The sequence below is a fragment of the Rhodoferax sp. genome (genome assembly GCF_012927445.1).
Lineage (GTDB): Bacteria > Pseudomonadota > Gammaproteobacteria > Burkholderiales > Burkholderiaceae_C > Rhodoferax.
In genome coordinates, this window is record NZ_JABBPD010000007.1 from 778,237 (window position 1) to 800,331 (window position 22,095).

Sequence of the window (22,095 nt, forward strand, 5' to 3'; positions counted from 1 at the left end):
AGCCCTTGTCACGTGTGCGACGTCAGCTATAAATACTGTAGCGGTTTAGAGATTCACGCGGCCGTCGATGCAGGTGGTGGCGTCGCCGCCGACCCACACCTGGCCAGCCGTGTCTTGCGCAAGATGCACGCGCCCGGCGCGGCCCAGGCAAGTACCTTGCGAGGCCACATAAGCGCTGGGTGCATGGCCGTCCGCGATCAGCCACTGGGCCAGACTGGCGTTGAAGCTGCCGGTGACGGGGTCTTCCTGGATGCCCACCGGGGCGGCAAAGGCCCGCACTTCAAACTCGGTCGAGGCCGCCAAGGCGAGGGCCAGTTCGGTGGAGCGCGGTCCGAAGGCGCGCGCCTCGCGATTCGAGCGTGCTATTAAATTGGTAGCTACTGGCGCAGGTTCGACGGCGGCTACCCCCACTTTTTGTCCAATATGTTGGAGCGCCAGATGATCCGGAGTCAGTTGCAGCACGGTTTCGGTGCTGTCCAGCAGCAGGCCGAGCCAGACCGGGCCGTTGTCCAGCAGTTGGGCGGCCAGGATCTGAGGGGGCTGGAGCCCGAGCGCCGCGGTCACTTGGGCCAGCAGAGCCGGGCTGGGGCTGCTGCGTTGGAGCGGCGGTGCGGCGAAGGCCAGCCGCGCGCCGTCGCGGCGAATCCTGACCAGGCCGCCGGCGCATTCCTGGATGAATTCATCTTTGGCGTGGTGCGCGCCGCCCGCTTCGAGCCAGGCATGGCAGCTGCCTAAAGTGGGATGGCCCGCGAACGGCAGCTCCGCCGCGGGGGTGAAGATGCGCACGCGGTAGTCGGCGCCGGCGGCGGCCCCCGCTGGACTGGGTGGCAGTAAAAAAGTGGTTTCTGACAGGTTGGTCCAGTGCGCGAAATGTTGCATCTGCTCGCTGGACAGGTCCGTGCCGTCCAGCACCACGGCCAGCGGATTGCCGAGATAGGGCACGGCGCTGAAGACGTCAATCTGTTTGAAGGGGCGTGTTTTCATGCGCGCAAACCAGCGGCGTAAGTCTGGATGCCCGCTGCCAGCGCCGCCACGCCGCGGTGGATTTCTTCCACGCTCGGGGTAACGAAGGACAAGCGCAGGGTGCGCGGGTCGGCGTGGTCGGCATAGAACGGGGCACCGGGGACGAAAGCCACCCCTTCCGCCACGGCGTAGGGCAGCAGGTCCACGGCGCTCATGCCTTTGGGCAAGCGGGCCCACAGGAACATGCCGCCCGCCGGCGTGTTCCAGGTGAGGGTCGAATCGGCGTCGCCCAGTGGCATCTCGCGGGCCAGCGCGTCCAGCATGGCGTCGCGTTGCGATTTGTAGAGGGCGCGGATGGTCGGCACATGGCGGTCCAGAAAGCCGTCTTTCATGACCTCGGCAATCAGGCGCTGGTTGAGGCCGGGGCTGTGCAGGTCGGCCGCCTGCTTGGCTTGCAGCAGCTTGGGGTAGACCGACTTGGGCGCCACGACAAAACCCAGGCGCAGCCCTGGTGCCAGCACTTTGGAGAAGGAGCCGAGGTAGATGCCGCCGTCGGGGTTGCGCGCGGTCAAAGGAGCCGGCGGCGCGGTGTCAAACCAGAGGTCGCCGTAGGGGTTGTCCTCGATGATGGGCAGGCCCAATTGCATCGCCTCGGCGCTGAGAGCGGCACGGCTGGCCTCCGACATGGTGCGGCCGGTCGGGTTCTGGAAGTTGGGCAGGGCGTAGAAAAAGCGCGCCCCGGCCGCCTTGGCACGCAGGTCGGCGATGTCTACGCCATCCGCATCGTTGGCCACGCTCACCACCTCCGGCTCCATCGGGGAGAAGGCCATCACGGCGCCCAGGTAGGTGGGCGACTCCACCAGAATTTTGCTGCCGGCATCGACCAGCACCTTGGCCGCCAGGTCGAGGCCTTGCTGCGAGCCGGTGGTGATCAGCACCTGGGCCGGATCGACGTGCCACGGCAGCATGGCGGCGACCATCTCGCGCAGCGGACCAAAGCCTTCGCTGGCGGCATATTGCAGCGCGCCTGCCGGGTCATCGCGCAACACCTTGGCGCAGGCGGCTTCGAACTCGGCCACCGGAAACGTCTTGGGCGAGGGCAGGCCACCGGCAAAGCTGATGATGCCGGGCTTTTCGGTGACTTTGAGAATCTCGCGAATCACGGACGGATTCATTTTGTCGGCGCGTTTGGCCAGCACCCAGGGCGAGGATGGTGTTGCAGTGGGGTTCATGGTGTTGTTCATTGGTGTGTGTCGGGCGCGCTCATGGCATCAATACGTCACCTTTCGGTGGCGAGTATTAGCCGTAAGGTTGTCCTGAAGCGGTTGAGCCAGCATACGCCACACCAGCGCCATTGCGGCGCGTCATGTAAAAAAACGGGAACCGTTTACACCAGCAGCAAGCCCTTGGCGGGATGCGGCCGGACATTGGACAGCGTGCGCAACAGGGCCTGGTTCACCTCTTCGTTGTCGATCTTGTGGGCGTCACAGAGCACGCGGGTGGCATGGGTGTTGGCCGATTCCAGCGCGGTGGCAATATCAAGGTAGGGCATGTAAGGGCCCGAACGGTTCAGGATGGCGGAGGTGATGCGTTCCGAGAGCGGCACCCGTGCCAGCGCCTCCGCCAGCGGTTCACCCAGCATCAGGTCCATCTGCGACAGCAGGCCGCACAGGTAAATTTCGCGGCGCAAATCGTCGCCATCACCGGCGTCCAGCAGGGTTTCCATCAGGCGCGCCCGAATCACCATGGCGCTTCGCACGGGTTGCAAGTTCATGTCACTGGTGGCATGGGGTAACTGTTCCAGCAGCCAGGACCGCAGCAGGGAAAAGCCCAGCACCAGCAGGCCGTGGCGGATGGATTCGATTTCGGTGCGCAGGCCCAGGCCCGCCGAGTTGGCATAGCGCATGAAGCGATAAGTCAGGATCGGCTCTTCACTCAGGATCTGCTCAATATGCTCCACGGAATCATCGGCATCGATGGCCTCGATCAGGCGCACGACCCCGCGGTGCCCCGGCTGGATTCGCCGATGCCGGTACCCGAGCAGCACTTCTTCCATCGGCCAGCCGGCCACCGCCCAAGCGCCTTGCTCGTCCAGGCAGTGCTCTACCAAAACCCGGCTGGCAACCGATTCGTAAACATGACCGGCCAGAACCGGGCTGGTCACCCGGCTGGTTTGCGAGGCATTGGCGCCGTTTTGTTTGCGCAGCGACACCCGCAATCCGTCCAGCGCTTCCTCGGCCGTCAGGGTCACCATGGTGCGTAAAAAACAGGGGGCGAGTGCCGCCGAGGGACGGGTGCCGGATTCGCCGCGCCAGATCAGCTTCAGGCCGCGCTGGTGCGCCTGGTGAACGCGCTGGGCCATCGCCGGGTCGCGCAGTTGCGACTCTTGTACTTCAATCCACGGGCAGTCTGCCGGTGCGTTGTCCAGAATGTCGGCCAGGAGTCGGTCGGACTGGATGGACAACAGCAAGGTGGGGGCTTGCTCCGACCACACTTCAGCAAGTGCGCTCAAAAAATGTTGAGAATCCACCGGGCACATGTCGTCAATGCCGACGAACAATTGCACACCCCGCAGTTGACGCAATTGGCTCCACAGCAGCTGATAGCCAAGTGAAACACTGCCAAGAACGGTATGGGCCATGATGTCAGCTGATGTAGTTGAAGAAGGACAGCTTCTGAATTTGTGCGTAGGACTGCAAGGCTACTTGGTAGCCGGTGTCTATTTTTTTGAAGTCTGATAAGCCTTTAATCATGTCCATATCTTCTGCCCTTGCCTTGTCAGCGGTCAGTTGAATCGTGCGGCCTTGCTGAGTGTTCGTGATATTGTCGGCACGGTTGAGCCAGTCGCCCGCCTGGCCCCGGGCCGAGCTGATCTTGCTCATGCTGGCGTCAATTTGAGTTAGCGCCAGAGGAATAGTTTGGTTAACACGGGTCTGGACGCCACTTTTAATACCAGCGATGGCATCGTCCAGTAAATTGAAAACATTGCTTTTTGTGCTGGGGCTGATCTGGATCGCATCATTATTGGCCGGCGCGCCGTGGGCAACAAAGGACATGCCGCCAAACTGGATCGCCTGGCCGTCTACGTACGGTTGAGCCGCAAGGATGGCGGGGCCAACAGGTGAGGGGGCGATGGTCGCGTCATAAACGTTATAGGTTGTAACGCCTGCCACCACACTGAAGTTCACGCTGTAGTTGTGGCCAGTCAGCGCCGCTTGGGAGACAACCTGTCCCGTATCGGTCGATACCGTTCCCGTATTAAGCGCGGCCGGTGAGGCGGGCAGTGCGACGTTAAAAGTACCGTTGCCTGACGGCACATTCATCCAGATGGCTTGGCCGTCCATCGCCCCTGGCAAGGTGGTTTCCGTGCTGGCCCGCTGGCCTGATATTCCGTTAAAGGTTACCCCGGCAGTCAAGTCTGTGAAGGGCGTGCTGGCGCTACCTAAGCCGCCAAACAGGGGGAGGCCATTGTTATCGACTCGGTTCGCCAAGCTAAACAATTGGTCTCGCAGGCCCGTCAATTGTTGGGCAACGGAGGCGCGATCTGTTGGACTGAGGGTGCCATTGCCGGCGCTAACCACGAGCTCGCGAAAGCTTTGCATCAGATTAGATGCTTCACCCAGGGTGGACTCCGACATGGTGATGGAATTGCGCTGGACATCCAAGGCGCGCTGATCAGTTGCCACGCGTGTAATGCGTGTCAAGGCGCGCTCGGCCTGTCCCGCGCCGGTTGGGTCGTCACTGGGTCTGTTGATATTTTTGCCAGAAGTCAACTTCTCCTGCTGGCTGGAAAGTTCGGATTGTCGCGTGTACAGGTTCTGCAGCGCGTTGTCATAGGTGTTGGCTGAGCCTAGTCGCATGATATGTTCCTCTTAGGGCGCGATAAAACTAACGCGCCACCGTCTGCATCAGAGATTCAAAAACGCTTTGCGCGATCTGCAGCATTTTGGCCGATGCCTGATAAGCCTGTTGGAATTGCAGCAGTTTTGCGGCTTCCTCGTCAAGGTTGACACCAGACACGCTGGCGCGGTCCGTCTCAATATTTGTGGCAATGGATTTGGACACTGCTGCCGTATAGCCAGCGCTCTGCACACGCACGCCGATTTCTGCCATGGCGCTGGCATAGCCATCGGTCAATGCCGCACCATCAAACATGGCGACATCACGCAAAGCAATCATGGCTTCAGCATTGCCGGAATTCAGTTTTGGGTCGGCGTTTGGCTGTACGGTGGCGGTGCTGCCCACATTGAAGGTGTCGCCTGCTACGGCGGAGCCGCTGAGCTTCAGCGACCAGCCGGTAGCACCGGGCGTCGTTGTATCGAATTCAATGGCCTGTCCTGGTGTATAGGCATAAGAGACCGCTCCGGTATCAGACCGCGTATATGTTCCCACTGAGGTAAATGTCAGTGTTATTGCTGCCGGTGCCGGGATGGATCTGGCCGCCAGACTGGCCACGGCCAATGTGCCCTTGTTACTGGCGCCCGCGCTGGCCGCCACCGGGCTGGTAATGGCCAGGGCCGCTGGCGAAGAAAAAGCAGTTTTAATGCTTGATGCTGCGGAACTGAATGGAGAAATTAAAAAATGGTCGCCTGCTGCTGCACCGGCGCTGACCGTGATATTCAGTCCGTCGAGCGATGCCAGTATGGGCGCTGCAGGGGCCGGCACTTGCGGGAATGGGATGACCACGCCATCAGATAGGCGAGTGATGTTTCCTGCCGTGGCGCTTGTAAAGCTGACTTCGTAGTTAGACGGAAGCAGTTTCGTGGTACCCGAAGATGGAGGCGGTTGAATCGCAACCTGCAAGGTCGCTGTAATAGGAAGACCTGTCAACGAGTTGCCTGCTAAGGCGGCAAGGCCATTGGGTAAGGCGCTGAGCGTAAATAGGTTTCCACCTGCTGAGCCGTTCAAGTCAATGCCAAGTTTGTGCTGGTCATTGGCCGCTGTTCCAATCGCCAAAGCCATGCGTCCGAGCAGGTTTGAGGCAAGCGCCAGATCAGTATTCTGAAATTTCAGCAAACCCGTTATTTGACCTCCACCCAGCGTGGCCTCTTCCAGTACAACGGGCGCGCCGCCAATTTGCAATGTCAGCTTGGCTTTGCCTGGATCGCCGAAGGCATCCTGGCCCACGCCAACCTTCGACACCGTGGTGCCCAGAACCAATGGCTGACTGCCTGCCAGGAAAATCCCTATTGTCCCGTCGTCGGCAGGAATATTGGTGGTCTGAACATATTGATTTAGTTCCTTGATGAGCTGATCGCGCTGGTCGTACAGGTCATTCGGCGGTTGGCCCGAGCCTTGAGCGCGCGAAATTTGTTCATTGGCCGCAGCGATGCGTCCCGCCAGACTGTTGACGGCGGCTACTGAGACCCTAAGCTGGCTGCTGACCCCCTGTTGCAAGTCCTCCAGACTGATTGATGCAGACCGAAAGCGGGAAGCCATTTCATCTGCACGGCTGAGAGCCACGGTGCGTGCGGTCAGGTCTGTTGGTGCGTTTGCAACATCTGAAAAAGAGTTCAGCATGTCGCTCACGGCGGCCCCTAGACCGCTCGCGCCCCCCTGGAAAATATTTTCAAGCTGCTTGAGTTGATCCAATCGGGTGGTGTCTGAGGCCGAGACGGAACTGGAGAGGGCGGCTTGGCGCGTCAAGAATTCGCTGTGATTGCGCAGGATGGTCTGAACATCAACACCTTTGCCAATGTAACCGCTACCGGTGAATTGACCCGCAAGGTTTTGCAGTACTACCGATTGGCGCGAATAGCCGGGCGTATTGACGTTGGCAATATTGTTGCCCGCCGTTTGCAGTGCGATCTGATTCGCTTGCAGGGCACGGGTGCCGACGCTAAGTAGGCCGCTCATACGCTTTGCGCCACAACTTGCGCGCGCTGCAGTCGCTGCGTGGTGTTAATGGCGCGGCTCAGTTTGGCGGCGTAATCCGGGTCGGTGGCATAGCCGGCTTTTTTCAGACTGGTCGCGAATGCATGAGCCGATTCGGTTTGCTGACTGGCCTGTGCATAGCGGGGAGATTGGGTGATGAGGCGGGCGTAATCGCGAAACGACGATTCGTAAGAATCGTAGGCCCGAAACTTGGCCACTGTTTTATGGGCAACGCCGTTGACGTATTCGGTCGTGCTCACCTCGGCCACCTTGCCGGTCCAGCCAGCGCCGGCCTTGATGCCAAAAAGATTGTAGGAGTTCGCGCCACCTTTCATCTTGATCTCATGCTTGCCCCAGCCGGTCTCATGGCCCGCTTGCCCGACCATGTAGCTGGCCGGGATGCCGCTTGATTTTTCCACTTTGATAGCCGCTTCAGTGTGACGTTGAACAAAATTGCTTTGACTCACCGTGGCGTTGGCTGTCGGTGCGGCGGCCTGGTTGCCATAGGCTGCCAGAGAGGAGGCCTTGCGCAAGGCACTGAGGGGCGTTGCGGCAGGCTTGGTGCCTGCCTCTAGGGCGCCCGGCTCGGTGCTGCCCATTTGGCGCGACAACTGCTGCGCAATCAGGTCGGAGAGCCCACCCGGTTGCCCAGACATCTGCACCGCAAATTGTTGGTCTAACAGATCGGCGCCCAAGTCACCGCCCGGGCTGTCCATCATGCCGGATTTCATGGTGGCATCACGCATGCTTTTAATCAGTTCACGCATGAAGAGTGACTCAAATTGTTTGGCCGCTTCCTTGATGGCCGCAGGTGATTTTTGACCGGCCTGCAGCTTCAGGTTGTTGAGTGAGCGTGCGTCCGCCGCCAGTGCGCCGGAGTTTGTGGAGAGTTGCCCGTAACTCATATTAAATAACCTCCAGCTCTGCGTTCAGTGCGCCTGCGGCCTTGATGGCTTGCAAAATGGCCAGCAGGTCTTGCGGTGTGGCACCCAAAGCATTCAGGGCGCGCACCACATCCGACAACTGGGTCGATGCCGGCACCTGGATCAAGATGCCGGGTTCCTGTTTGATCTGGATATTAGATTTTTCCGTCACCACCGTTTGCCCGCCTGTTGACAAAGCGTTGGGCTGGCTGACCACAGGGGTCGAACTGATGCTGATGGACAGGTTGCCGTGGGCAATGGCGCAGGGCCCCAGGGACACCGCCTGGTTGAGCACGATCGAGCCGGTGCGTGAATTGATGACCACTTTGGCCGAGGGAATTGACGCTTCCAGCGGGAGCTCTTCCATTTCGGCAATAAAGGACACCCGCGCGTCTGACTCCATGGGGGCACTGACCTTGACGGTGCGCCCGTCGAGCGCCCGGGCCGAGCCTTCGCCAAAGCGTTTGTTGATGGCCTGCGCCACGCGCCGTGCCGTTTGAAAATCCGAGGCTTCCAGGCCCAGATTGATGCTGTTGCCCTCCAGCAAAGGCGTCGGCACAATTCGCTCCACCTGCGCGCCACCCGGAATGCGCCCGGCGCTCAGGTGGTTGATTTGTACCTTGCTGCCACCAGCTGCCGCTCCAGCGCCAGCCACAACAATGTTGCCCTGTGCCAATGCATAGACCTCCCCATCAGCGCCTTTGAGCGGCGTTGCAATCAGCATGCCGCCCTTGATAGATTTGGAGTTGCCCATCGAGGAGACGGTGACGTCGATGGTCTGGCCCGGCCTGGCAAAGGCCGGCAGTTGTGCCGTTACCAGAACCGCCGCCACGTTCTTGAGTTGCAATTGGGACAGAGACGCCGCAGGCAGCGTAATGCCGAGCTGTTGCAGGTAATTGGCAATGCCTTGCGAGGTGTAAGGCATCTGGGTGGTTTGATCGCCCGTGCCATCGAGTCCAACAACCAAACCAAAACCGGTCAACTGATTGCTACGCACCCCTTCAACCGCCGCCACTTCCTTAATACGGTAGGCATGGACCGTACCGGCCACAAAAAGACTCGCGAGCAACCACAGCGCTGCCTGTGGCCAGAACTGGTGTCGTTTGTGTGATGTGTGGCTGGTGTGCATGGTTGGTTACCCCTCGGCACTATTCTCGATAGCTTTAGAAGGGGAGAAAGCTGAAAAAGAACCGTGTTAACCAGCCAACTGTCTGCGCTTCGGCCTGTGCGCCTCGTCCTTTTGACTCGATACGGGCATTGGCGACCTGTGTCGAATTGACAATGCTGCCCGGCTGCACCACGCGTGGATCGATGGTGCCGGAGAAGCGCAGGACATCCACATTCTGGTTTACGCCAATCTGCTTCTCTCCCGTAACGACCAGATGGCCATTGGGCAGCACGTCCACCACGGTGGTGGTGATCGTGCCGGAAAAAGTATTCGCGCTCTCGGTGCCGCCCTTGCCGGAAAAGTCGCTGGCGGAGGCCGTGCCGGCTTTCAGGTTGACCAAGTCGACGGCAGACAACAGCGGGAAGGCAGAGACGCTGGCGTCGGAGGAGGTGGTCCGGTTCGCGGTTGATTTCGAGACCTGGCTGGCGGTAATTTTTTCAATAATCTGAATCGTGACGGTGTCGCCAATGGCCCGTGCCCGGGGATCTTCAAAAGCCGGGCGATAGCTGACCTTGTGAAATAGACTGCCGGTGGCGGGTCGGTCTGGAAAGGCGGTGGATGCGATGGGTTGCGCAACTTTGGGCTCGGCAAAATCGACTTTGACGGTTTGCGGCAGCGATTCGCAGCCGGCGCAGACCAAGCCAACGCCCAGTGCCATGCCACAGCCCCGCAGAGCGCGGCCCAGCAGTTGCAGGCGGGCTATCGCTGTCTTCATGATGGCGGTCACAACTGGCCTAGTTTTTGCAGCATTTGGTCCGAGGTCTGGATCGCCTTGGAGTTCATTTCATAAGCCCGTTGGGTTTGAATCATCGTCACCAACTCCTGCACCACGTTGACGTTGGATGTTTCTACATAACCTTGCATCAACGAGCCCAGACCATTGGCGCCGGGTGTGCCACTGTTGGGCTGGCCGGAGGCCGGGGTCTCGGCGTACAGGTTCTGTCCCTTGGGGTCGAGGCCCGCCGGGTTGATAAAGCTGGCCAGTGCGATGGTGCCAATGGATTGCGGCGAAGTCGTGCCCGGAATCTGGGCGGTGACGGTGCCGTCGCCCGCAATGGCGATGCCGGTGGCGTTGGCGGGAACCGTGACGCCATTGGCAATTGGCAGCCCGGTGGAGGTGACCAAACGGCCTTGCGAATCGACCTGGAAGGAGCCGTCACGGGTGTAGTTGGTGGTGCCGTCCGGCATCGTGACCTGAAAGAAACCATTGCCTTGCACCGCGACATCGAGTTTATTGCCCGATTGCTGCAGCGCACCTTGTGAAAACGAGCGGCTGGTGGCCACGGTGCGCACGCCCAAGCCAATTTGCAGCCCGGTGGGCAACTGGGATTGCTCCGAGCTGTTTGAACCCGCTTGGCGCAGGTTCTGGTACATCAGGTCTTCAAACACCGCGCTGGCACGTTTGAAGCCGTTGGTTGAAACGTTGGCCAAGTTGTTGGAGATGACGTCCAGCTGTGTTTGCTGGGCTTCCATGCCGGTCTTGGAGATCCACAGAGAGTTGATCATGATGATGTCCTGGGCTGATTATGGGGATGGGATGCGAGGGTGCGAGTGATCAGGCTTAGCCCTGAACGTTCAGTAGCTGTCCAGCTGATTTGTCGTTCGACTCAGCGGTTTGCAGCAGTCGCATCTGGGTTTCAAACTGGCGGGCGGTCTGGATCATGCCAACCATGGTTTCGATCGCGTTCACATTGGAGCCTTCCAGTACACCGACATTAAGACGGGCGTTGGTGTCGTTGGGCAAGGGGTCGCCTGATGCCGCACGGAACAGGCCATCGGTACCCCGCTTCAGGGGGTCGTCGCCAGTCGGGGTTATCAGTTTCAGGCGTCCGACGCCAGTGGGGGGCTGGTTGCCAACCTTGGCACTGAGGTTGCCGTCAAAGCCGATGGCAACTTCCGCGCCGGTGGGCACCGTGATGGGTGCACCGCCATCACTTAAGACCGTTAAGCCATTGCTTGTCTTCAAAATGCCTTCAGACGACACTTCAAAGGATCCGTTGCGGGTGTAGGACTCGGCGCCATCCAGCGCCTGAACGGCAAACCAGGAGTTGCCGGTGGTCATGGCATCCAGGCTGCGACCGGTGCGCTGTGCGGAGCCCGGTGTTTCCAGATGGCCCGCAGTCGCTTCAACGGCCAACACGCGTGTCGGGGCGCCGTCGCCGCGCACCGGCACGGCGCGAAACGTCGACAACTCGGCCCGAAAGCCGTTGGTGGAAGCATTGGCCAAATTGTTGGACAGGACCGCCTGCCGCTGGGCCGCCGCATTCGCGCCAGACATCGCGGTGTAAATTAGATGATCCATGGCGGGTCCTGTTCAATGGCGGGTTAACGAGTGGGACAGATCAGCGCAGGTTGACCAGCGTTGTCATCACCTGATCCTGCGTTTTGATCGTTTGCGCATTGGCCTGGTAGGCCCGTTGCGCGGTCATCATGTTGACCAGTTCGGCGGTTAGATCGACGTTGGAATCTTCCAGCGCACCAGAGGTCAGTGCGCCAAATTTCCCGGAGCCCGGCGAGCCCTGAACCGGTTGTCCGGAGGCACTGGTTTCAACCCAGTTGCCACCCCCGGTGGGAGAAAGGCCTTGCACATTGCGGAAGTCAGCCAATGCGATTTGGCCAGCTGCCTGTGACTGGCCATTGGAGTAACTCGCTGTGATAACGCCATCTTTTCCAATTTTCAGGCTCGTCAGTTCACCGGGTGCGTAGCCATTTTGCGTCAGGTTGGAGACGGCAAAGGCAGAGCCGAATTGGGTGACCTTGCTGATGTCCAGTGTTGCGGTGATGTTGGGTGTGACAACAGAAGGTGTGCTTATCGATAGCGTTGGAGAAGTTGCCGGCGATATCAGTTTTCCACTGGCATCAAACTGCATTTGAAACCTGAAGCCAGCCGTGCCAGCCGCGCCTTGGGTCGGGGGCACCAAAGCATCCGGGGCCGCGCCGCCGGTTGACACGTCGTAAACGTTCCAGTTATCGGTTATGTTGGGGGCGACCCCGGTTGAAGCGACCCGTTCAAAATAAAGACTCACGGGCACAGGAGCGCCTTGCGAGTCGTAAGCTGTCAATGAAGTGCCGTAGGTGGTTCTTGGGGTAACAGGCGTGACGGAGGCCGCGACGACTGCTCGTGAATCCAGGTTGAACTCAGCTGTGATTGTCGAGGTCGGTTTCGCCGCGATAGGCGCCGACGTCGGAAGCTGCAAGGGCGTGGGTTTGTCCCCAATGATGGGTTTGCCTGTGCTGTCTATCTTGTAGCCCAACACATTGGCGTTTCCATTCGACTTGATAAAGCCATCCTTATCAAGCTTGAACTCGCCATCCCGCGTGAAGGCCGCAGAGCCATCGGGCATGGTCAATTCAAAAAAACCGCCGCCGTTGATGGCAACATCAAGATTGTTGCCCGTCATATTAATGCTGCCCTGGGAGAACTGTTGCGAAACAGTTGCGACCGATACACCGATACCAGAGCCGCCGCCACCGCCCGCACCTAGATTGGATGTAACCAATTCGGCAAATTCAGCACGCGATGACTTCATGCCGATGGTGTTGGCGTTGGCAATGTTGTTGCCAATCACATCGAGGTTGCGGCTGGAGGCGTTTAAGCCGGAGAGACCTGTTTGAAATGACATGGAGTATTCCTTCTGTGTTACGCGGTGGTCTAGAGAATGGCCTTGATGCTGTCATAGGGCACGGCAGTGCGCCCCTGCAGCTGCACTGTCATGGCACCGTTTTCGCTACCAACCGACACCACCGTGTCTTGGGCCAGCGATGTGTTTGCGACGGCTTGGCCAGCCAGGGTGGCGGTTACCCGAAAGCTCGGTTCGCCAGTGCCCTGGTAGGTTGATGCATCCCAGTCAAACGAATGTCGGCCTGCGTCCAGAGCCCCTAAGTCAAATGTCTCTAGAACTTGACCGCCGGGCGACAGGATTTCCACTTTGACGGCGTCGGCTTTGCCTGCCAAATCAACTGCGCCGCTGGCCACGCCCGCGCTGCTGGTCAAGGTGTTGCTGGCAACCAGCACGTTGTGTCCCACCATGGAAGAGCCTTGCAGCACCTGCAAAGAGGTGAACTGCGTCGCCATGCTTTTCAAGGTGTCGTTGACCTGCTGAATGCCTGTGACGGTATTGATTTGCGCCATCTGACTGGTCATCTGCGCGTTGTCCATCGGACTCATCGGATCCTGGTTTTTCAGCTGCGCAACCAGCAGCGTCATAAACCGGTCCTGCGTCGCCGCCGAAGTGGCTGCTGCTGTTGCTGCGCTGGACGAAGTTGTACCCGTCGTGGCGGTGGTGGCGGTGGTTGCTGTAAGCATGGCTAAGTCCTTGTGTTTTTACTGACCCATTTGCAGGGTTTTGAGCAGCAGTGTCTTGGCCGTGTTCATGACTTCGACATTGTTCTGGTACGAACGCGAGGCTGAAATCATGTTCACCATTTCTTCCACCGGGTTCACGTTGGAGTGGGTGACATACCCTTCCGCGTCGGCGGAGGGATGGCTCGGGTTATGTACTTTGCGCAGCGGCTCGTTACTCTCCTTGACGGAGGAAACACGTACACCCGAAGATGCATCCGCCCCCATGGGAGTGGTCTCAAACACCACTTGCCGGCTTTTGTAGCCTTGACCATCGGGGCCGGCCACGGCATCGGCATTGGCCAAATTGCTGGCCACCACGTTGAGGCGCTGCGACTGCGCGCTGATAGCGCTGCCGGAAACATTGAAGATGGAAAACATGGACATAAAAGATCTCCGCAGGCGTACCCGGCTTATTGGCCCTGAATGGCGCTCAAGATAGTCTTGGACTGGCCGTTAATAAAACGAAGAGTCGCTTCGTAACGCACGGAGTTGTCAACGAAGTTGGCGCGCTCTCGGTCAAGGTCAACGCTGTTACCGTCCAGGCTGGGCTGGGTCTGCGCGGTATAGGCCAGGTTGGAGGCTCCGCCCAAGGTTCCGATGGTGCCGCCTGACAGTGGAATATGTCTGGCGTTCGTCATGCCGTTGGTGCCGCTGCCTTGGGCGCTGCTGCTACTGCTGGCGCTCACGCCACCGCTGCTGGCCGCGTTCATGGCGTCCTTGAAATTCAGGTCGCGGGCCACGTAGCCGGGTGTGTCGGCGTTGGCAATGTTGCTAGCAATCACGCGCTGGCGTTCGGCGCGCAACACCAGGGCCTTCGAATGGAAGTCCAAGCCACTGGTAATATTTGCAAACATTAAAAACCTCAACTTTCGGTGATCTGACCCTATGGCGGTAGCAATAGGCTTCGATGTGCGGCAATTATGGGAATTACTTTAATTCCCGATGCTTTGAATAACAGGGGAAACTGCGGTTACTTGCCAGTTTTATCGCGCAGGGGTCTGCCTATAGTCGTCAGCACAAAACTGTAGAGGTGCCATGTTTAACAAGTTTTCAAACCCAACTCCCTCGGTGTCCAGGACATTGGATGTGGTGGTGGCCTTCTGTTTTTCGTTGGGGGCTGTGGCGACGGTGCAGGCACAGGCTAACAGTGCCAAGCCTGAATTTATCGAAGCCACACAGCGTTGGCTGGATAGCGCTGTGTCCAATGTTCGCCCGGCAGGGGCGGCTCCACTGCGAATGGAGGTCGCTGTCGGTGAGCTTGATAGCCGCCTGCGGCTGGCACCTTGTGCCAGGGTGGAACCTTATATTCCAGTGGGAACGCGCCTTTGGGGCAAAACCCGCCTGGGGCTGCGCTGCATGGATGGGAGTGTCAAGTGGAACGTATTCCTGCCTGTGACCATCAAGGCCTACGGCACGGCTTGGGTTATTAAGGGTGATGTGGCGCAAGGGGCGGTTTTGACAGACACCGATGCGATCGAAGCGGAGGTTGATTGGGCTGAAGAAACCAGCCCCATCGTCATCAGTCCTTCGCAATGGGTTGGGCAGGTGGCGTTGAAAGCGCTAACAACAGGGCAAGCCTTGCGTCAAGGGATGATTAAGCCCGCACAGGTTTTTCAGGCCGGGACCCAGGTCCGCGTTGTCGCGCAGGGCCCCGGGTTTCAGATTACATCGGACGGGCAAGCTTTATCCGTGGGCATTGTGGGACAGCCCGCACGCGTCAGAATGGATGGCGGGCGTGTTATGACGGGTATTGTTTTGGACAGTCGCACTGTCAAGCTCGAAATATAGGACTAAAGTCCGACATAATTCGGCCGATATGGATCGTACGAGGCTACATTTACAGTAGTTTTGGAGAGCACGATGAAAATAGGTCAACCTTCAGACAATCCGATGTTAGTCAGTACGACTGCGCAGCCTGTCCCTCCAAAGGAACGGCAAAGCGCCAGCTCGACTGCCAATGCCGCCGCAACTAAAAGCACCCAGTCTGCGGGTGTTGCTGTTACGGTTTCCACATTGGCGCGTTCACTGGGCGCGACCAGTCGGAGCGAGCCGGCAGATGTCGACATGGAAAAAGTCAATGCAGTGCGAGCGGCAATCCAAAAAGGAACCTTCGTGGTGAACCCGGAAGCCATCGCTGATAAATTACTGGGCAATGCTCAGGAAATGCTCAATCACACCAGCAATTGAGTTTGGCCCTATTTTTTAAAATTGAATGATGATTCCTGCTCACATAGAAAAAGCTCTGGCCGAAGTTGAACTTTATTTCAACGACGTGTCGGTTGCGCTTGTGAGTGGCGAGCCTCTTGCACTGGCCACCGCCAGTGCTGCGCTGCGGCAAGCGGCGATTGATTTCTCAGAGTTTTTGCAACGCCAAACCCCGATGGATCTCAAGAGCCAAAGCTTCAAATCGCGCCTGAAGCGGTTGGCTGATGGCATGGCGGCACAAAGAGAGAGTCTGATCCGTCGTACGGTTTTGGTTGAGCGGGGCTTGAACGCCATCGTTCCGGCCACCCTTGCCCCAACTTATGCCCAGGTTGCCGGACCCTATGGGAGTCTCGGCAAGCAAACTGGCGCCTTCAAATTTCTGGCTGCCTGAACTTAAAATCGTAGATTTTTTGCCTTTAATGCGTACGCATTTTGGCACGCAGCCGGGCGATGGACTGGCTGTGCAGTTGGCAAATACGTGACTCAGTCACATCCAGCACAGCGGCAATTTCTTTGAGGTTCATGTCCTTTTCGTAGTACATGCTCATGATGAATTGTTCACGCTCAGGCAGGTTCTTGATGGCGGCAACCAAAGCCTGACGCAAGCGGTGATCGCGCAACATATTCATCGGGTCGGCTTCGCTGTCGCCTACGTGGCGGTCCAGGTAGCTGTCATCGTCTTCACTGCTACGTGCCATGTCTTCAAGGTAAACAAGCTGCGTCCCCCGAACTTTTCCCAGCAAGGATTGGTAGTCGAGAAGACTCAAGCCCATATCGGCCGCAATTTCACTTTCGAGCGGGGTGCGTCCGAGCTGGTGCTCAAGCCGGCGTAATGACTGCTCGATTTCCTTCTGGCTCTTTCGGGAGCCACGCGACATCCAGTCGTTACCGCGCAGTTCGTCCAGCATGGCCCCTCTAATGCGCTGCGTGGCAAAGGTTTCAAACTGAACGCCATGCACTGCCTCGTATCGGGTCAATGCCTCGGACAAGCCGATCAATCCAACCTGAATCAAATCATCAACTTGGACGTTTGCGGGTAATTTAGCCATCATGTGGTGAGCCAGGCGACGCACCAGTGGTTGGTACTGTTTGATCATGGCATTGCGGTCCAATTGACCCTTGGCGGTGTACATCAATGGCTCCCCACAAAATGATGGCTTTGAAGTGGCATTGCATTCTCAAGGAGCCGCAGGGCAAGTCGGTGCATGTCGTCGGAAGGGCGGTCTTTCGGCTGCACCGCCCGGACAACCAGCGAATCAAGCCGGTAGCCTAAAAATGTCATGGCACATTTCTGTAAATTTTCAACGGGTGAATAGCTCTGCGCGACGCCTTTGGGTAAAGACTCCGGCACTATTGACGCAATAGTAGGCCTAAGCTTCGCGTCAAGCAACATTTGTTTGAGCGCTTGGTAGGCCGTTACTGGCGACATTTTGGCAGGGGATACGGTGAGCAAGGGCTCGATGCCACTGTCCGGCAGCACAAGGGTCAGGACATCTGCCCGAGCATAGATGACGATCACGCCAAAGCTCTGAAACAGGCCACTGAGTTGATCCAAAGGAAGGCCACTCGCCGTCTTCCGGTTGCCTAGCCGTTGCAGGCCAAGCGCCGCAGGTATCACCGACCACGACAAGGCTTCGCTACTCAAGTCACCCGGCCAATAGGCATCATTCATCAGTTGTTCAAGTCCCGGATTATTGGCGGACTCAACCGTGGTTGCGTCCAATACAGCGACCGGGTAGCCAAAATCGACCAGGGTGGAACAAAGACTCCACAGCAAGGGCAATTCACCCTGCTGGTCGCCATGACTTGCCATGGCAATGACGCGCGGTGCGGCTTGCTTCGCAATGCCACGCAGACCGGCACCCTGGTTGACGCACATTTCAAGCATCGAGGTGCCCTGGTGTCGATGTGCTTTGCGGGGTAAAGAAAAAGTCTAAATCTGAAGCTTTGGGATCAAAAGCAGATTTGCTGGGTGCGCGCATGGACATGCGAACCAGCTTGGCCGCGTCAGCCGATTCCCAGTCCTCGGGCACTTTTTGGCCCATGGTGACACCCCGCAACACCAGTTGGTGTCGAATGCAGGCATCCAGTGCCGGTCCCAGTTTGGCGGCCTCGTCGATTTTGGAAAGGATGGCCTGTTGAACCCCGGTGGATTTGAAGGACGAAACCGCGTCATCCAGCGTGTCGCCGTGACCACCCGCGTTGAGTACCAGCAGGCGTTTCACGCCGGGCAAATCGAGAACATCCAGCATGTTCCGTTTGCGAGGGTCGTTTGGTGCGAGTCCCGTCGTGTCAATCAGGACCATTTTTTTATTGACCAGCAGGTTCAGCAGATCTTGCAGGGCCGCGCGGTCATGTGCCAGGTGGGCGACTACGCCCATCATCCGGCCGTAAGCCCGCAGTTGTTCGTGCGCGCCGACCCGGTAGGTGTCCATGGTGATCATTCCGACGCTGCTGGCGCCGTATGTGCGGGCGCACAGACCGGCCAGCTTGGCTGCGGTGGTGGTCTTGCCAACACCGGTGGCGCCAACCAGCGCATAGGTGCCACCTTCTTCATGCACGGGGCGAGAAGCTGCATCCGTTTTCAGGTTGCGTTCCAGAATGCTCATGACCCAGCGTACGGATTCCGCGGCACCGATGCCTTCGGGCATGCGTTCCAAAATAGTCCGTGCCAGCGTGGGTGAGTAGCCCGCCCTGATCATTTTTAGCATCAGATTGGACTGAATCGGATTCTGGCGCGCTTGGCCAAGCCAGGTCAGCGTGTTGAAGCGGTCTTCAAACAGTTCCTTCATGGCATGCAACTCATCCACAATGCCTTGGGATAACGCTGGCGTGTGGGTTGGGGCCTGCGCTGGGGGGGGGCTCTGCACCGGCGCCACTTTGATTGGTGCCTCTGGCTCCGGTTGAGTCTGTATCGGTGCTGGCCGAGCACTCTGTATCGGCGGACGGGCTTGCGCTGCCTCATCACCTTCCGTGATGTCTGATCGACCCGTCATGGCCTCATGCCGGCGACGGAGCATCCGTTCGCGGACGTAGTTCTGAAACGACAGCGTGCTCATGGCCAATTGCGCGGCGTCATCCGCCACCGGGTTTCTTGACTGGGGTGCAACTGGTGCTGCCTGCCGCGTGGGGAGGGCTTGCGCTTTGCTCCGGTTGGCAAACGACTCAGAACGATCCAGGGCTGCCAATGTATTTTCAGCGGTTGCGACCACCTCCACGCCGGACGGGGTGGTCCGGTTTGACAAAATCAGGGTTCCGTCGCCAAAAGCGAGTCGTGCCTTGGCCAGCGCCTCGCGAGACGTTGGGGCAGAAAAGCGTTGAATATTCATGATGCTCCTCGGAGAATCGGACCGATACGGATGGTGTGCGATTCAGGAATTTCGCTGTGTGCGAGTACTTGCAGCCGTGGCGCTACGCGACGCACCAGACGGGCGATCGCGCTGCGAATTTGATCTGGCACCAGCAGACAGGCCGGAATGCCAATTTCTTCTTGTTTGAGTGCCACCTCGGCGGCGGTGCGGGTAAATATCTCGGCCACACCGGGGTCCAGGGCTGGTCCGGATGCGTTGCCAAGGGCCTGCACCAGAAGTCGCTCAAGAGCCGGGTCAATGGCAATGACGTTAAGTTCACGGGTGGGGCCGTAGATCTGCTGCACGATGGCCGGGGACAAAGCAATTCGCACCCGGCGTGCCAACTCGGCCGGGTCTGTCACCGTGCCTGCGTGCTCGGCCAGGGACTCGATGATGGTGCGGATATCGCGGATGTGCACAGATTCATCCAGCAGCAACTGCAGGACTTTCTGGAAAACAGCGATGGATACCATTTTGGGAACTACTTCTTCAATCAGTTTAGGAGCCAGTTTGCTTACATGGTCAACAAGTTGTTGGGTCTCGGTTCGGCTCAATAACTTGGAGGCCTGAACTTGCATCAAGTGTGACAAATGGGTGGCCATGACAGTCTCGGAATCAACCACGGTAAACCCGGCCATTTGTGCGGCTTCCTTCTGCCGTTCGTCGATCCAGTGTGCTGGTAAACCGAAAGCCGGGTCCGTGGTGGCGGTGCCAATCAAGGGCGTTGTAATGCCACCTGGGTTGATTGCGAGGAACATGCCGGGGAACGCTTCGCCTTCGCCTGCGATGACGCCGCGCAGGGTAATGCGATAGCCGCTGGGTTTCAGCTCCAGGTTATCGCGCACATGAACGGATGGGGGTAAAAACCCAACCTCTTGCGCAAACTTGCGACGCACGCCCTTGATGCGGGTCAGCAAGTCGCCCTGACGGTTCTTGTCGACCAGCGCAATCAGCCGATAACCTAATTCAAGTCCCAATTGGTCGACCGGTTGCAGGTCATCCCAAGTGGCTTCGCCATCTGACGCGACAACCGGCGCAATTGTTTCCGGATCCGGCGCAATTGGCTTGTGCGCAAGAACCCAGGCCGCATAGCCAAGAATGGCGGAAATTCCCAGAAACACGACGTGTGGCATGCCAGGAATGATGCCAAGAACACCCATGATGACCGCTGTAATTCCCAGTACCCGTGGCGAAATGAACATCTGCTCGACGATCTGACGGCCCAAGTCTTGGTCCTTGCCAACGCGGGACACCACCATGGCTGCCGCCACCGAGATCAACAGACCCGGAATCTGCGCCACCAGCGCGTCGCCAACGGCCAGCAGAATGTAGGTGTCGGCGGCCTGTGAGGCACTCAAGCCATGCTGTAAAACCCCCACCATAAAGCCGCCAAAAATATTGATCAGCAGAATCAGAATACCGGCCACGGCGTCGCCGCGCACAAATTTGGAGGCGCCATCCATGGAGCCAAAAAAGTCAGCTTCTTCAGAAACCTCGGCACGGCGGCGTTTGGCTTCTTTTTCATCAATCAGGCCGGCGTTCAAATCGGCGTCCACGGCCATCTGCTTGCCTGGCATGGCGTCCAATGCAAAGCGGGCCGACACCTCGGCGATCCGTTCCGCACCCTTGGTCACCACCACGAAATTAATGACCACCAGGATCGAGAAAACAATCAGGCCCACTGCAAAGTTGCCGCCAATCAAAAAGTGTCCAAAGGCTTCAATCACGGCACCGGCCGCACCAGGGCCGGTGTGGCCTTCAAGCAGCACCACGCGGGTTGACGCCACATTGAGCGACAGTCGCATCAGTGTGGTGAGCAGCAGCACAGCGGGGAACGCCGCAAAATCAAGCGGGCGAACCATGTAGGCTGCCACCATCATCACGATCAAGGCCACCGAGATATTGATCGTGAAGAAGGTGTCCAGCATCCACGACGGCATCGGCAACACCATCATGGCCAGAATAGCCACCACCAGCAGCGGTGCGGCGGCGCCTTTGATCAGGGCCGCATTGCCGCCAAACCAATTTTGTAGCGATTTGAGTTGTGGGTTCATGATGCGGGTGTGCTGGCAATCACCTTGGACAAGGGATCAAGCTCAGGCGGTACAAAAGGCTGTGGCGGCTCGCCCGGCATGGGGCCGTCGCCGCGCATGGCAGCTTTGAGCCGGTAAATATAGGCCAGGACTTGGGCCACGGCGGTATACAGACTGGCCGGGATATCCTGGTCAAGCTCTGCATTGGCGTACAGAGCCCGTGCCAGCATCGGCGACTGCAACACCGGAATGGCGTTGTGCTTGGCAATATCCCGGATCTTCATGGCGAGCAAATCGGCGCCCTTCGAGACCACTTGGGGCGCACGCATGGTTTTGTCGTCGTATTTGATGGCAACCGCAAAGTGGGTTGGATTCATCAGCACAAAGTCGGCTTTGGGCACGGCACCAATGCTGTTGCCTTGGGCAATCTCGCGCTGTCTTTGACGCAGCTTGCCCTTCATTTCTGGATTGCCGTCGGACTCCTTGTGCTCCTGCTTCATTTCTTGCTGAGACATTTTCATCCGGGACTTATGCAAAAAACTCTGCAGCGGCACATCCACCATGGCAACCAGTAACACCACCAGCAGCAGTAAACCCATGCCCGAGGTCAGCCACTCCGTCAAATGCCGAAGTGCCGACGTTGAGGGTTGCAGAGTCAACATGGCCATGGAGTGAATACTGGAGCTGAGATAGGTTGCCCCCAGCGCGAAAAGCACCACGGTCAGAAACGTCATCTTAAGCACTTCAGTAAATTTGTCTTTAGTGAACATGCGGCCAAAACCCGTCAACGGGTTCACGCGGCTGAAGTCGGGCATGACCGGCTTCAAGCTGGTGACCCAGCCGCCGACGGCCACCGTGCTCAGCATCACCACCGTGGTAACGATGGCCGCAAAAATGACGCTCCCCAGCAAACCAATAGCCACCATGTCTTGCAGGCGCGTCAGCATGATTTCGGGATGTGCCACTGAGGTGGCATCAAACGAGAGTTGTTGGCTCAGATGCAGTTTCAGCCGGCCAAACATGAGCGGCGACAACACCATCAAGCTCAGGGCGCCTGCTCCCAGCACCGCCAAATGCGACAAATCACGCGAGCGTGTTACTTGCCCGTCATCACGCGCTTTTTGAAGCTTCCGCTCGGAGGCTGGTAAATTGCGGTCCTGACTTGATTCCATGGTGGGGCGGCTGTTAAGTTCCCACCATTGTCGTAAGCCGACCTGCTAACTAAAGGCTGATA

The 22,095-nt window shown here is 58.4% G+C and carries 22 protein-coding genes; 3 read left to right on the forward strand and 19 right to left on the reverse strand.

Annotated elements, in window-relative coordinates:
• Window positions 1–45: 45 nt before the first annotated feature.
• The 14 genes from HHJ17_RS15425 to flgB form a co-directional block, all read right to left on the reverse strand.
• Window positions 46–984: a PhzF family phenazine biosynthesis protein gene (locus tag HHJ17_RS15425; protein WP_296497937.1), complete on the reverse strand. Its 939-nt coding sequence runs from the start codon at window positions 982–984 to the stop codon at window positions 46–48.
• On the reverse strand, window positions 981–2,195 hold the full coding sequence (locus HHJ17_RS15430) for a PLP-dependent aminotransferase family protein (protein WP_296497934.1): 1,215 nt from the start codon (window positions 2,193–2,195) through the stop codon (window positions 981–983). Before HHJ17_RS15430 ends, HHJ17_RS15425 begins: the two co-directional genes overlap by 4 nt.
• Window positions 2,196–2,350: 155 nt before the next feature.
• Entirely contained in the window at window positions 2,351–3,604 is a 1,254-nt protein-coding gene (locus HHJ17_RS15435; RefSeq protein WP_296497932.1) for an HDOD domain-containing protein, read from the reverse strand.
• A 4-nt stretch (window positions 3,605–3,608) separates the two neighbouring features.
• Window positions 3,609–4,823, reverse strand: a complete 1,215-nt coding sequence (flgL, locus tag HHJ17_RS15440; protein ID WP_296497929.1) for a flagellar hook-associated protein FlgL — start codon at window positions 4,821–4,823, stop codon at window positions 3,609–3,611.
• A 28-nt stretch (window positions 4,824–4,851) separates the two neighbouring features.
• Window positions 4,852–6,819, reverse strand: a complete 1,968-nt coding sequence (gene flgK / locus HHJ17_RS15445) for a flagellar hook-associated protein FlgK (protein WP_296497927.1) — start codon at window positions 6,817–6,819, stop codon at window positions 4,852–4,854.
• The gene (gene flgJ / locus HHJ17_RS15450; RefSeq protein WP_296497924.1) at window positions 6,816–7,742 is read right to left on the reverse strand and encodes a flagellar assembly peptidoglycan hydrolase FlgJ; all 927 of its coding nucleotides are present in this window, start codon (window positions 7,740–7,742) and stop codon (window positions 6,816–6,818) included. Before flgJ ends, flgK begins: the two co-directional genes overlap by 4 nt.
• A 1-nt stretch (window position 7,743) precedes the next feature.
• Complete coding sequence (locus HHJ17_RS15455; protein WP_296497920.1) at window positions 7,744–8,889, reverse strand: flagellar basal body P-ring protein FlgI; 1,146 nt, start codon at window positions 8,887–8,889, stop codon at window positions 7,744–7,746.
• Between the two features lie 34 nt (window positions 8,890–8,923).
• Window positions 8,924–9,643: a flagellar basal body L-ring protein FlgH gene (locus HHJ17_RS15460; RefSeq protein WP_296497916.1), complete on the reverse strand. Its 720-nt coding sequence runs from the start codon at window positions 9,641–9,643 to the stop codon at window positions 8,924–8,926.
• A gap of 8 nt (window positions 9,644–9,651) precedes the next feature.
• A complete protein-coding gene (flgG, locus tag HHJ17_RS15465; RefSeq protein WP_296497913.1) occupies window positions 9,652–10,434 on the reverse strand; it encodes a flagellar basal-body rod protein FlgG in 783 nt (260 codons plus the stop codon).
• 55 nt (window positions 10,435–10,489) lie between these two features.
• On the reverse strand, window positions 10,490–11,230 hold the full coding sequence (locus HHJ17_RS15470; RefSeq protein WP_296497909.1) for a flagellar basal body rod protein FlgF: 741 nt from the start codon (window positions 11,228–11,230) through the stop codon (window positions 10,490–10,492).
• Window positions 11,231–11,270: 40 nt separating this feature from the next.
• A complete protein-coding gene (gene flgE / locus HHJ17_RS15475) occupies window positions 11,271–12,551 on the reverse strand; it encodes a flagellar hook protein FlgE (RefSeq protein WP_296497906.1) in 1,281 nt (426 codons plus the stop codon).
• A 29-nt stretch (window positions 12,552–12,580) separates the two neighbouring features.
• The gene (locus tag HHJ17_RS15480; protein ID WP_296497904.1) at window positions 12,581–13,234 is read right to left on the reverse strand and encodes a flagellar hook capping FlgD N-terminal domain-containing protein; all 654 of its coding nucleotides are present in this window, start codon (window positions 13,232–13,234) and stop codon (window positions 12,581–12,583) included.
• A gap of 18 nt (window positions 13,235–13,252) precedes the next feature.
• Window positions 13,253–13,657, reverse strand: coding sequence for a flagellar basal body rod protein FlgC (flgC, locus tag HHJ17_RS15485; RefSeq protein WP_296497902.1), 405 nt, complete (start codon window positions 13,655–13,657; stop codon window positions 13,253–13,255).
• 26 nt (window positions 13,658–13,683) lie between these two features.
• Window positions 13,684–14,127, reverse strand: a complete 444-nt coding sequence (gene flgB, locus HHJ17_RS15490; protein WP_296497899.1) for a flagellar basal body rod protein FlgB — start codon at window positions 14,125–14,127, stop codon at window positions 13,684–13,686.
• A gap of 214 nt (window positions 14,128–14,341) precedes the next feature.
• On the opposite strand from flgB, the gene flgA reads away from it, so the two are divergent.
• The 3 genes from flgA to HHJ17_RS15505 all read left to right on the forward strand — a co-directional run bounded on the left by flgA (window position 14,342) and on the right by HHJ17_RS15505 (window position 15,869).
• Complete coding sequence (gene flgA, locus HHJ17_RS15495) at window positions 14,342–15,061, forward strand: flagellar basal body P-ring formation chaperone FlgA (RefSeq protein ID WP_296506369.1); 720 nt, start codon at window positions 14,342–14,344, stop codon at window positions 15,059–15,061.
• A 72-nt stretch (window positions 15,062–15,133) separates the two neighbouring features.
• Complete coding sequence (flgM, locus tag HHJ17_RS15500) at window positions 15,134–15,460, forward strand: flagellar biosynthesis anti-sigma factor FlgM (protein WP_296497894.1); 327 nt, start codon at window positions 15,134–15,136, stop codon at window positions 15,458–15,460.
• A gap of 25 nt (window positions 15,461–15,485) precedes the next feature.
• Window positions 15,486–15,869 carry a hypothetical protein gene (locus HHJ17_RS15505; protein WP_296497891.1) on the forward strand — a complete coding sequence of 128 codons (384 nt, stop codon included), beginning with the start codon at window positions 15,486–15,488 and terminating at the stop codon, window positions 15,867–15,869.
• A 25-nt stretch (window positions 15,870–15,894) separates the two neighbouring features.
• Here the strand turns inward: HHJ17_RS15505 and HHJ17_RS15510 are convergent, their stop codons facing one another.
• The 5 genes from HHJ17_RS15510 to HHJ17_RS15530 are packed head-to-tail and all read right to left on the reverse strand — an operon-like array spanning window position 15,895 to window position 22,033.
• Entirely contained in the window at window positions 15,895–16,611 is a 717-nt protein-coding gene (locus tag HHJ17_RS15510) for an RNA polymerase sigma factor FliA (RefSeq protein WP_296497888.1), read from the reverse strand.
• Window positions 16,611–17,366 carry a hypothetical protein gene (locus HHJ17_RS15515; protein ID WP_296497886.1) on the reverse strand — a complete coding sequence of 252 codons (756 nt, stop codon included), beginning with the start codon at window positions 17,364–17,366 and terminating at the stop codon, window positions 16,611–16,613. Before HHJ17_RS15515 ends, HHJ17_RS15510 begins: the two co-directional genes overlap by 1 nt.
• Window positions 17,359–18,807 carry a flagellar biosynthesis protein FlhF gene (flhF, locus tag HHJ17_RS15520; RefSeq protein WP_296497884.1) on the reverse strand — a complete coding sequence of 483 codons (1,449 nt, stop codon included), beginning with the start codon at window positions 18,805–18,807 and terminating at the stop codon, window positions 17,359–17,361. Before flhF ends, HHJ17_RS15515 begins: the two co-directional genes overlap by 8 nt.
• Window positions 18,804–20,882, reverse strand: coding sequence for a flagellar biosynthesis protein FlhA (gene flhA, locus HHJ17_RS15525; RefSeq protein WP_296497883.1), 2,079 nt, complete (start codon window positions 20,880–20,882; stop codon window positions 18,804–18,806). Before flhA ends, flhF begins: the two co-directional genes overlap by 4 nt.
• Window positions 20,879–22,033, reverse strand: a complete 1,155-nt coding sequence (locus tag HHJ17_RS15530; protein ID WP_296497881.1) for an EscU/YscU/HrcU family type III secretion system export apparatus switch protein — start codon at window positions 22,031–22,033, stop codon at window positions 20,879–20,881. Before HHJ17_RS15530 ends, flhA begins: the two co-directional genes overlap by 4 nt.
• Between the last annotated feature and the right edge of the window lie 62 nt (window positions 22,034–22,095).

Coding starts and splice junctions, on each gene's coding strand:
- flgG (WP_296497913.1), bottom strand. CDS start 10,434: ATGATCAACTCTCTGTGGATCTCCAAGACCGGCATGGAAGCCCAGCAA.
- HHJ17_RS15425 (WP_296497937.1), bottom strand. CDS start 984: ATGAAAACACGCCCCTTCAAACAGATTGACGTCTTCAGCGCCGTGCCC.
- flgK (WP_296497927.1), bottom strand. CDS start 6,819: ATGAGCGGCCTACTTAGCGTCGGCACCCGTGCCCTGCAAGCGAATCAG.
- flgJ (WP_296497924.1), bottom strand. CDS start 7,742: ATGAGTTACGGGCAACTCTCCACAAACTCCGGCGCACTGGCGGCGGAC.
- HHJ17_RS15435 (WP_296497932.1), bottom strand. CDS start 3,604: ATGGCCCATACCGTTCTTGGCAGTGTTTCACTTGGCTATCAGCTGCTG.
- HHJ17_RS15460 (WP_296497916.1), bottom strand. CDS start 9,643: ATGAAGACAGCGATAGCCCGCCTGCAACTGCTGGGCCGCGCTCTGCGG.
- flgL (WP_296497929.1), bottom strand. CDS start 4,823: ATGCGACTAGGCTCAGCCAACACCTATGACAACGCGCTGCAGAACCTG.
- flhA (WP_296497883.1), bottom strand. CDS start 20,882: ATGAACCCACAACTCAAATCGCTACAAAATTGGTTTGGCGGCAATGCG.
- HHJ17_RS15510 (WP_296497888.1), bottom strand. CDS start 16,611: ATGTACACCGCCAAGGGTCAATTGGACCGCAATGCCATGATCAAACAG.
- HHJ17_RS15480 (WP_296497904.1), bottom strand. CDS start 13,234: ATGCTTACAGCAACCACCGCCACCACCGCCACGACGGGTACAACTTCG.
- HHJ17_RS15430 (WP_296497934.1), bottom strand. CDS start 2,195: ATGAACCCCACTGCAACACCATCCTCGCCCTGGGTGCTGGCCAAACGC.
- HHJ17_RS15470 (WP_296497909.1), bottom strand. CDS start 11,230: ATGGATCATCTAATTTACACCGCGATGTCTGGCGCGAATGCGGCGGCC.
- flgB (WP_296497899.1), bottom strand. CDS start 14,127: ATGTTTGCAAATATTACCAGTGGCTTGGACTTCCATTCGAAGGCCCTG.
- flgM (WP_296497894.1), top strand. CDS start 15,134: ATGAAAATAGGTCAACCTTCAGACAATCCGATGTTAGTCAGTACGACT.
- flgC (WP_296497902.1), bottom strand. CDS start 13,657: ATGTCCATGTTTTCCATCTTCAATGTTTCCGGCAGCGCTATCAGCGCG.
- HHJ17_RS15505 (WP_296497891.1), top strand. CDS start 15,486: ATGATGATTCCTGCTCACATAGAAAAAGCTCTGGCCGAAGTTGAACTT.
- flgE (WP_296497906.1), bottom strand. CDS start 12,551: ATGTCATTTCAAACAGGTCTCTCCGGCTTAAACGCCTCCAGCCGCAAC.
- flhF (WP_296497884.1), bottom strand. CDS start 18,807: ATGAATATTCAACGCTTTTCTGCCCCAACGTCTCGCGAGGCGCTGGCC.
- HHJ17_RS15530 (WP_296497881.1), bottom strand. CDS start 22,033: ATGGAATCAAGTCAGGACCGCAATTTACCAGCCTCCGAGCGGAAGCTT.
- HHJ17_RS15455 (WP_296497920.1), bottom strand. CDS start 8,889: ATGCACACCAGCCACACATCACACAAACGACACCAGTTCTGGCCACAG.
- HHJ17_RS15515 (WP_296497886.1), bottom strand. CDS start 17,366: ATGCTTGAAATGTGCGTCAACCAGGGTGCCGGTCTGCGTGGCATTGCG.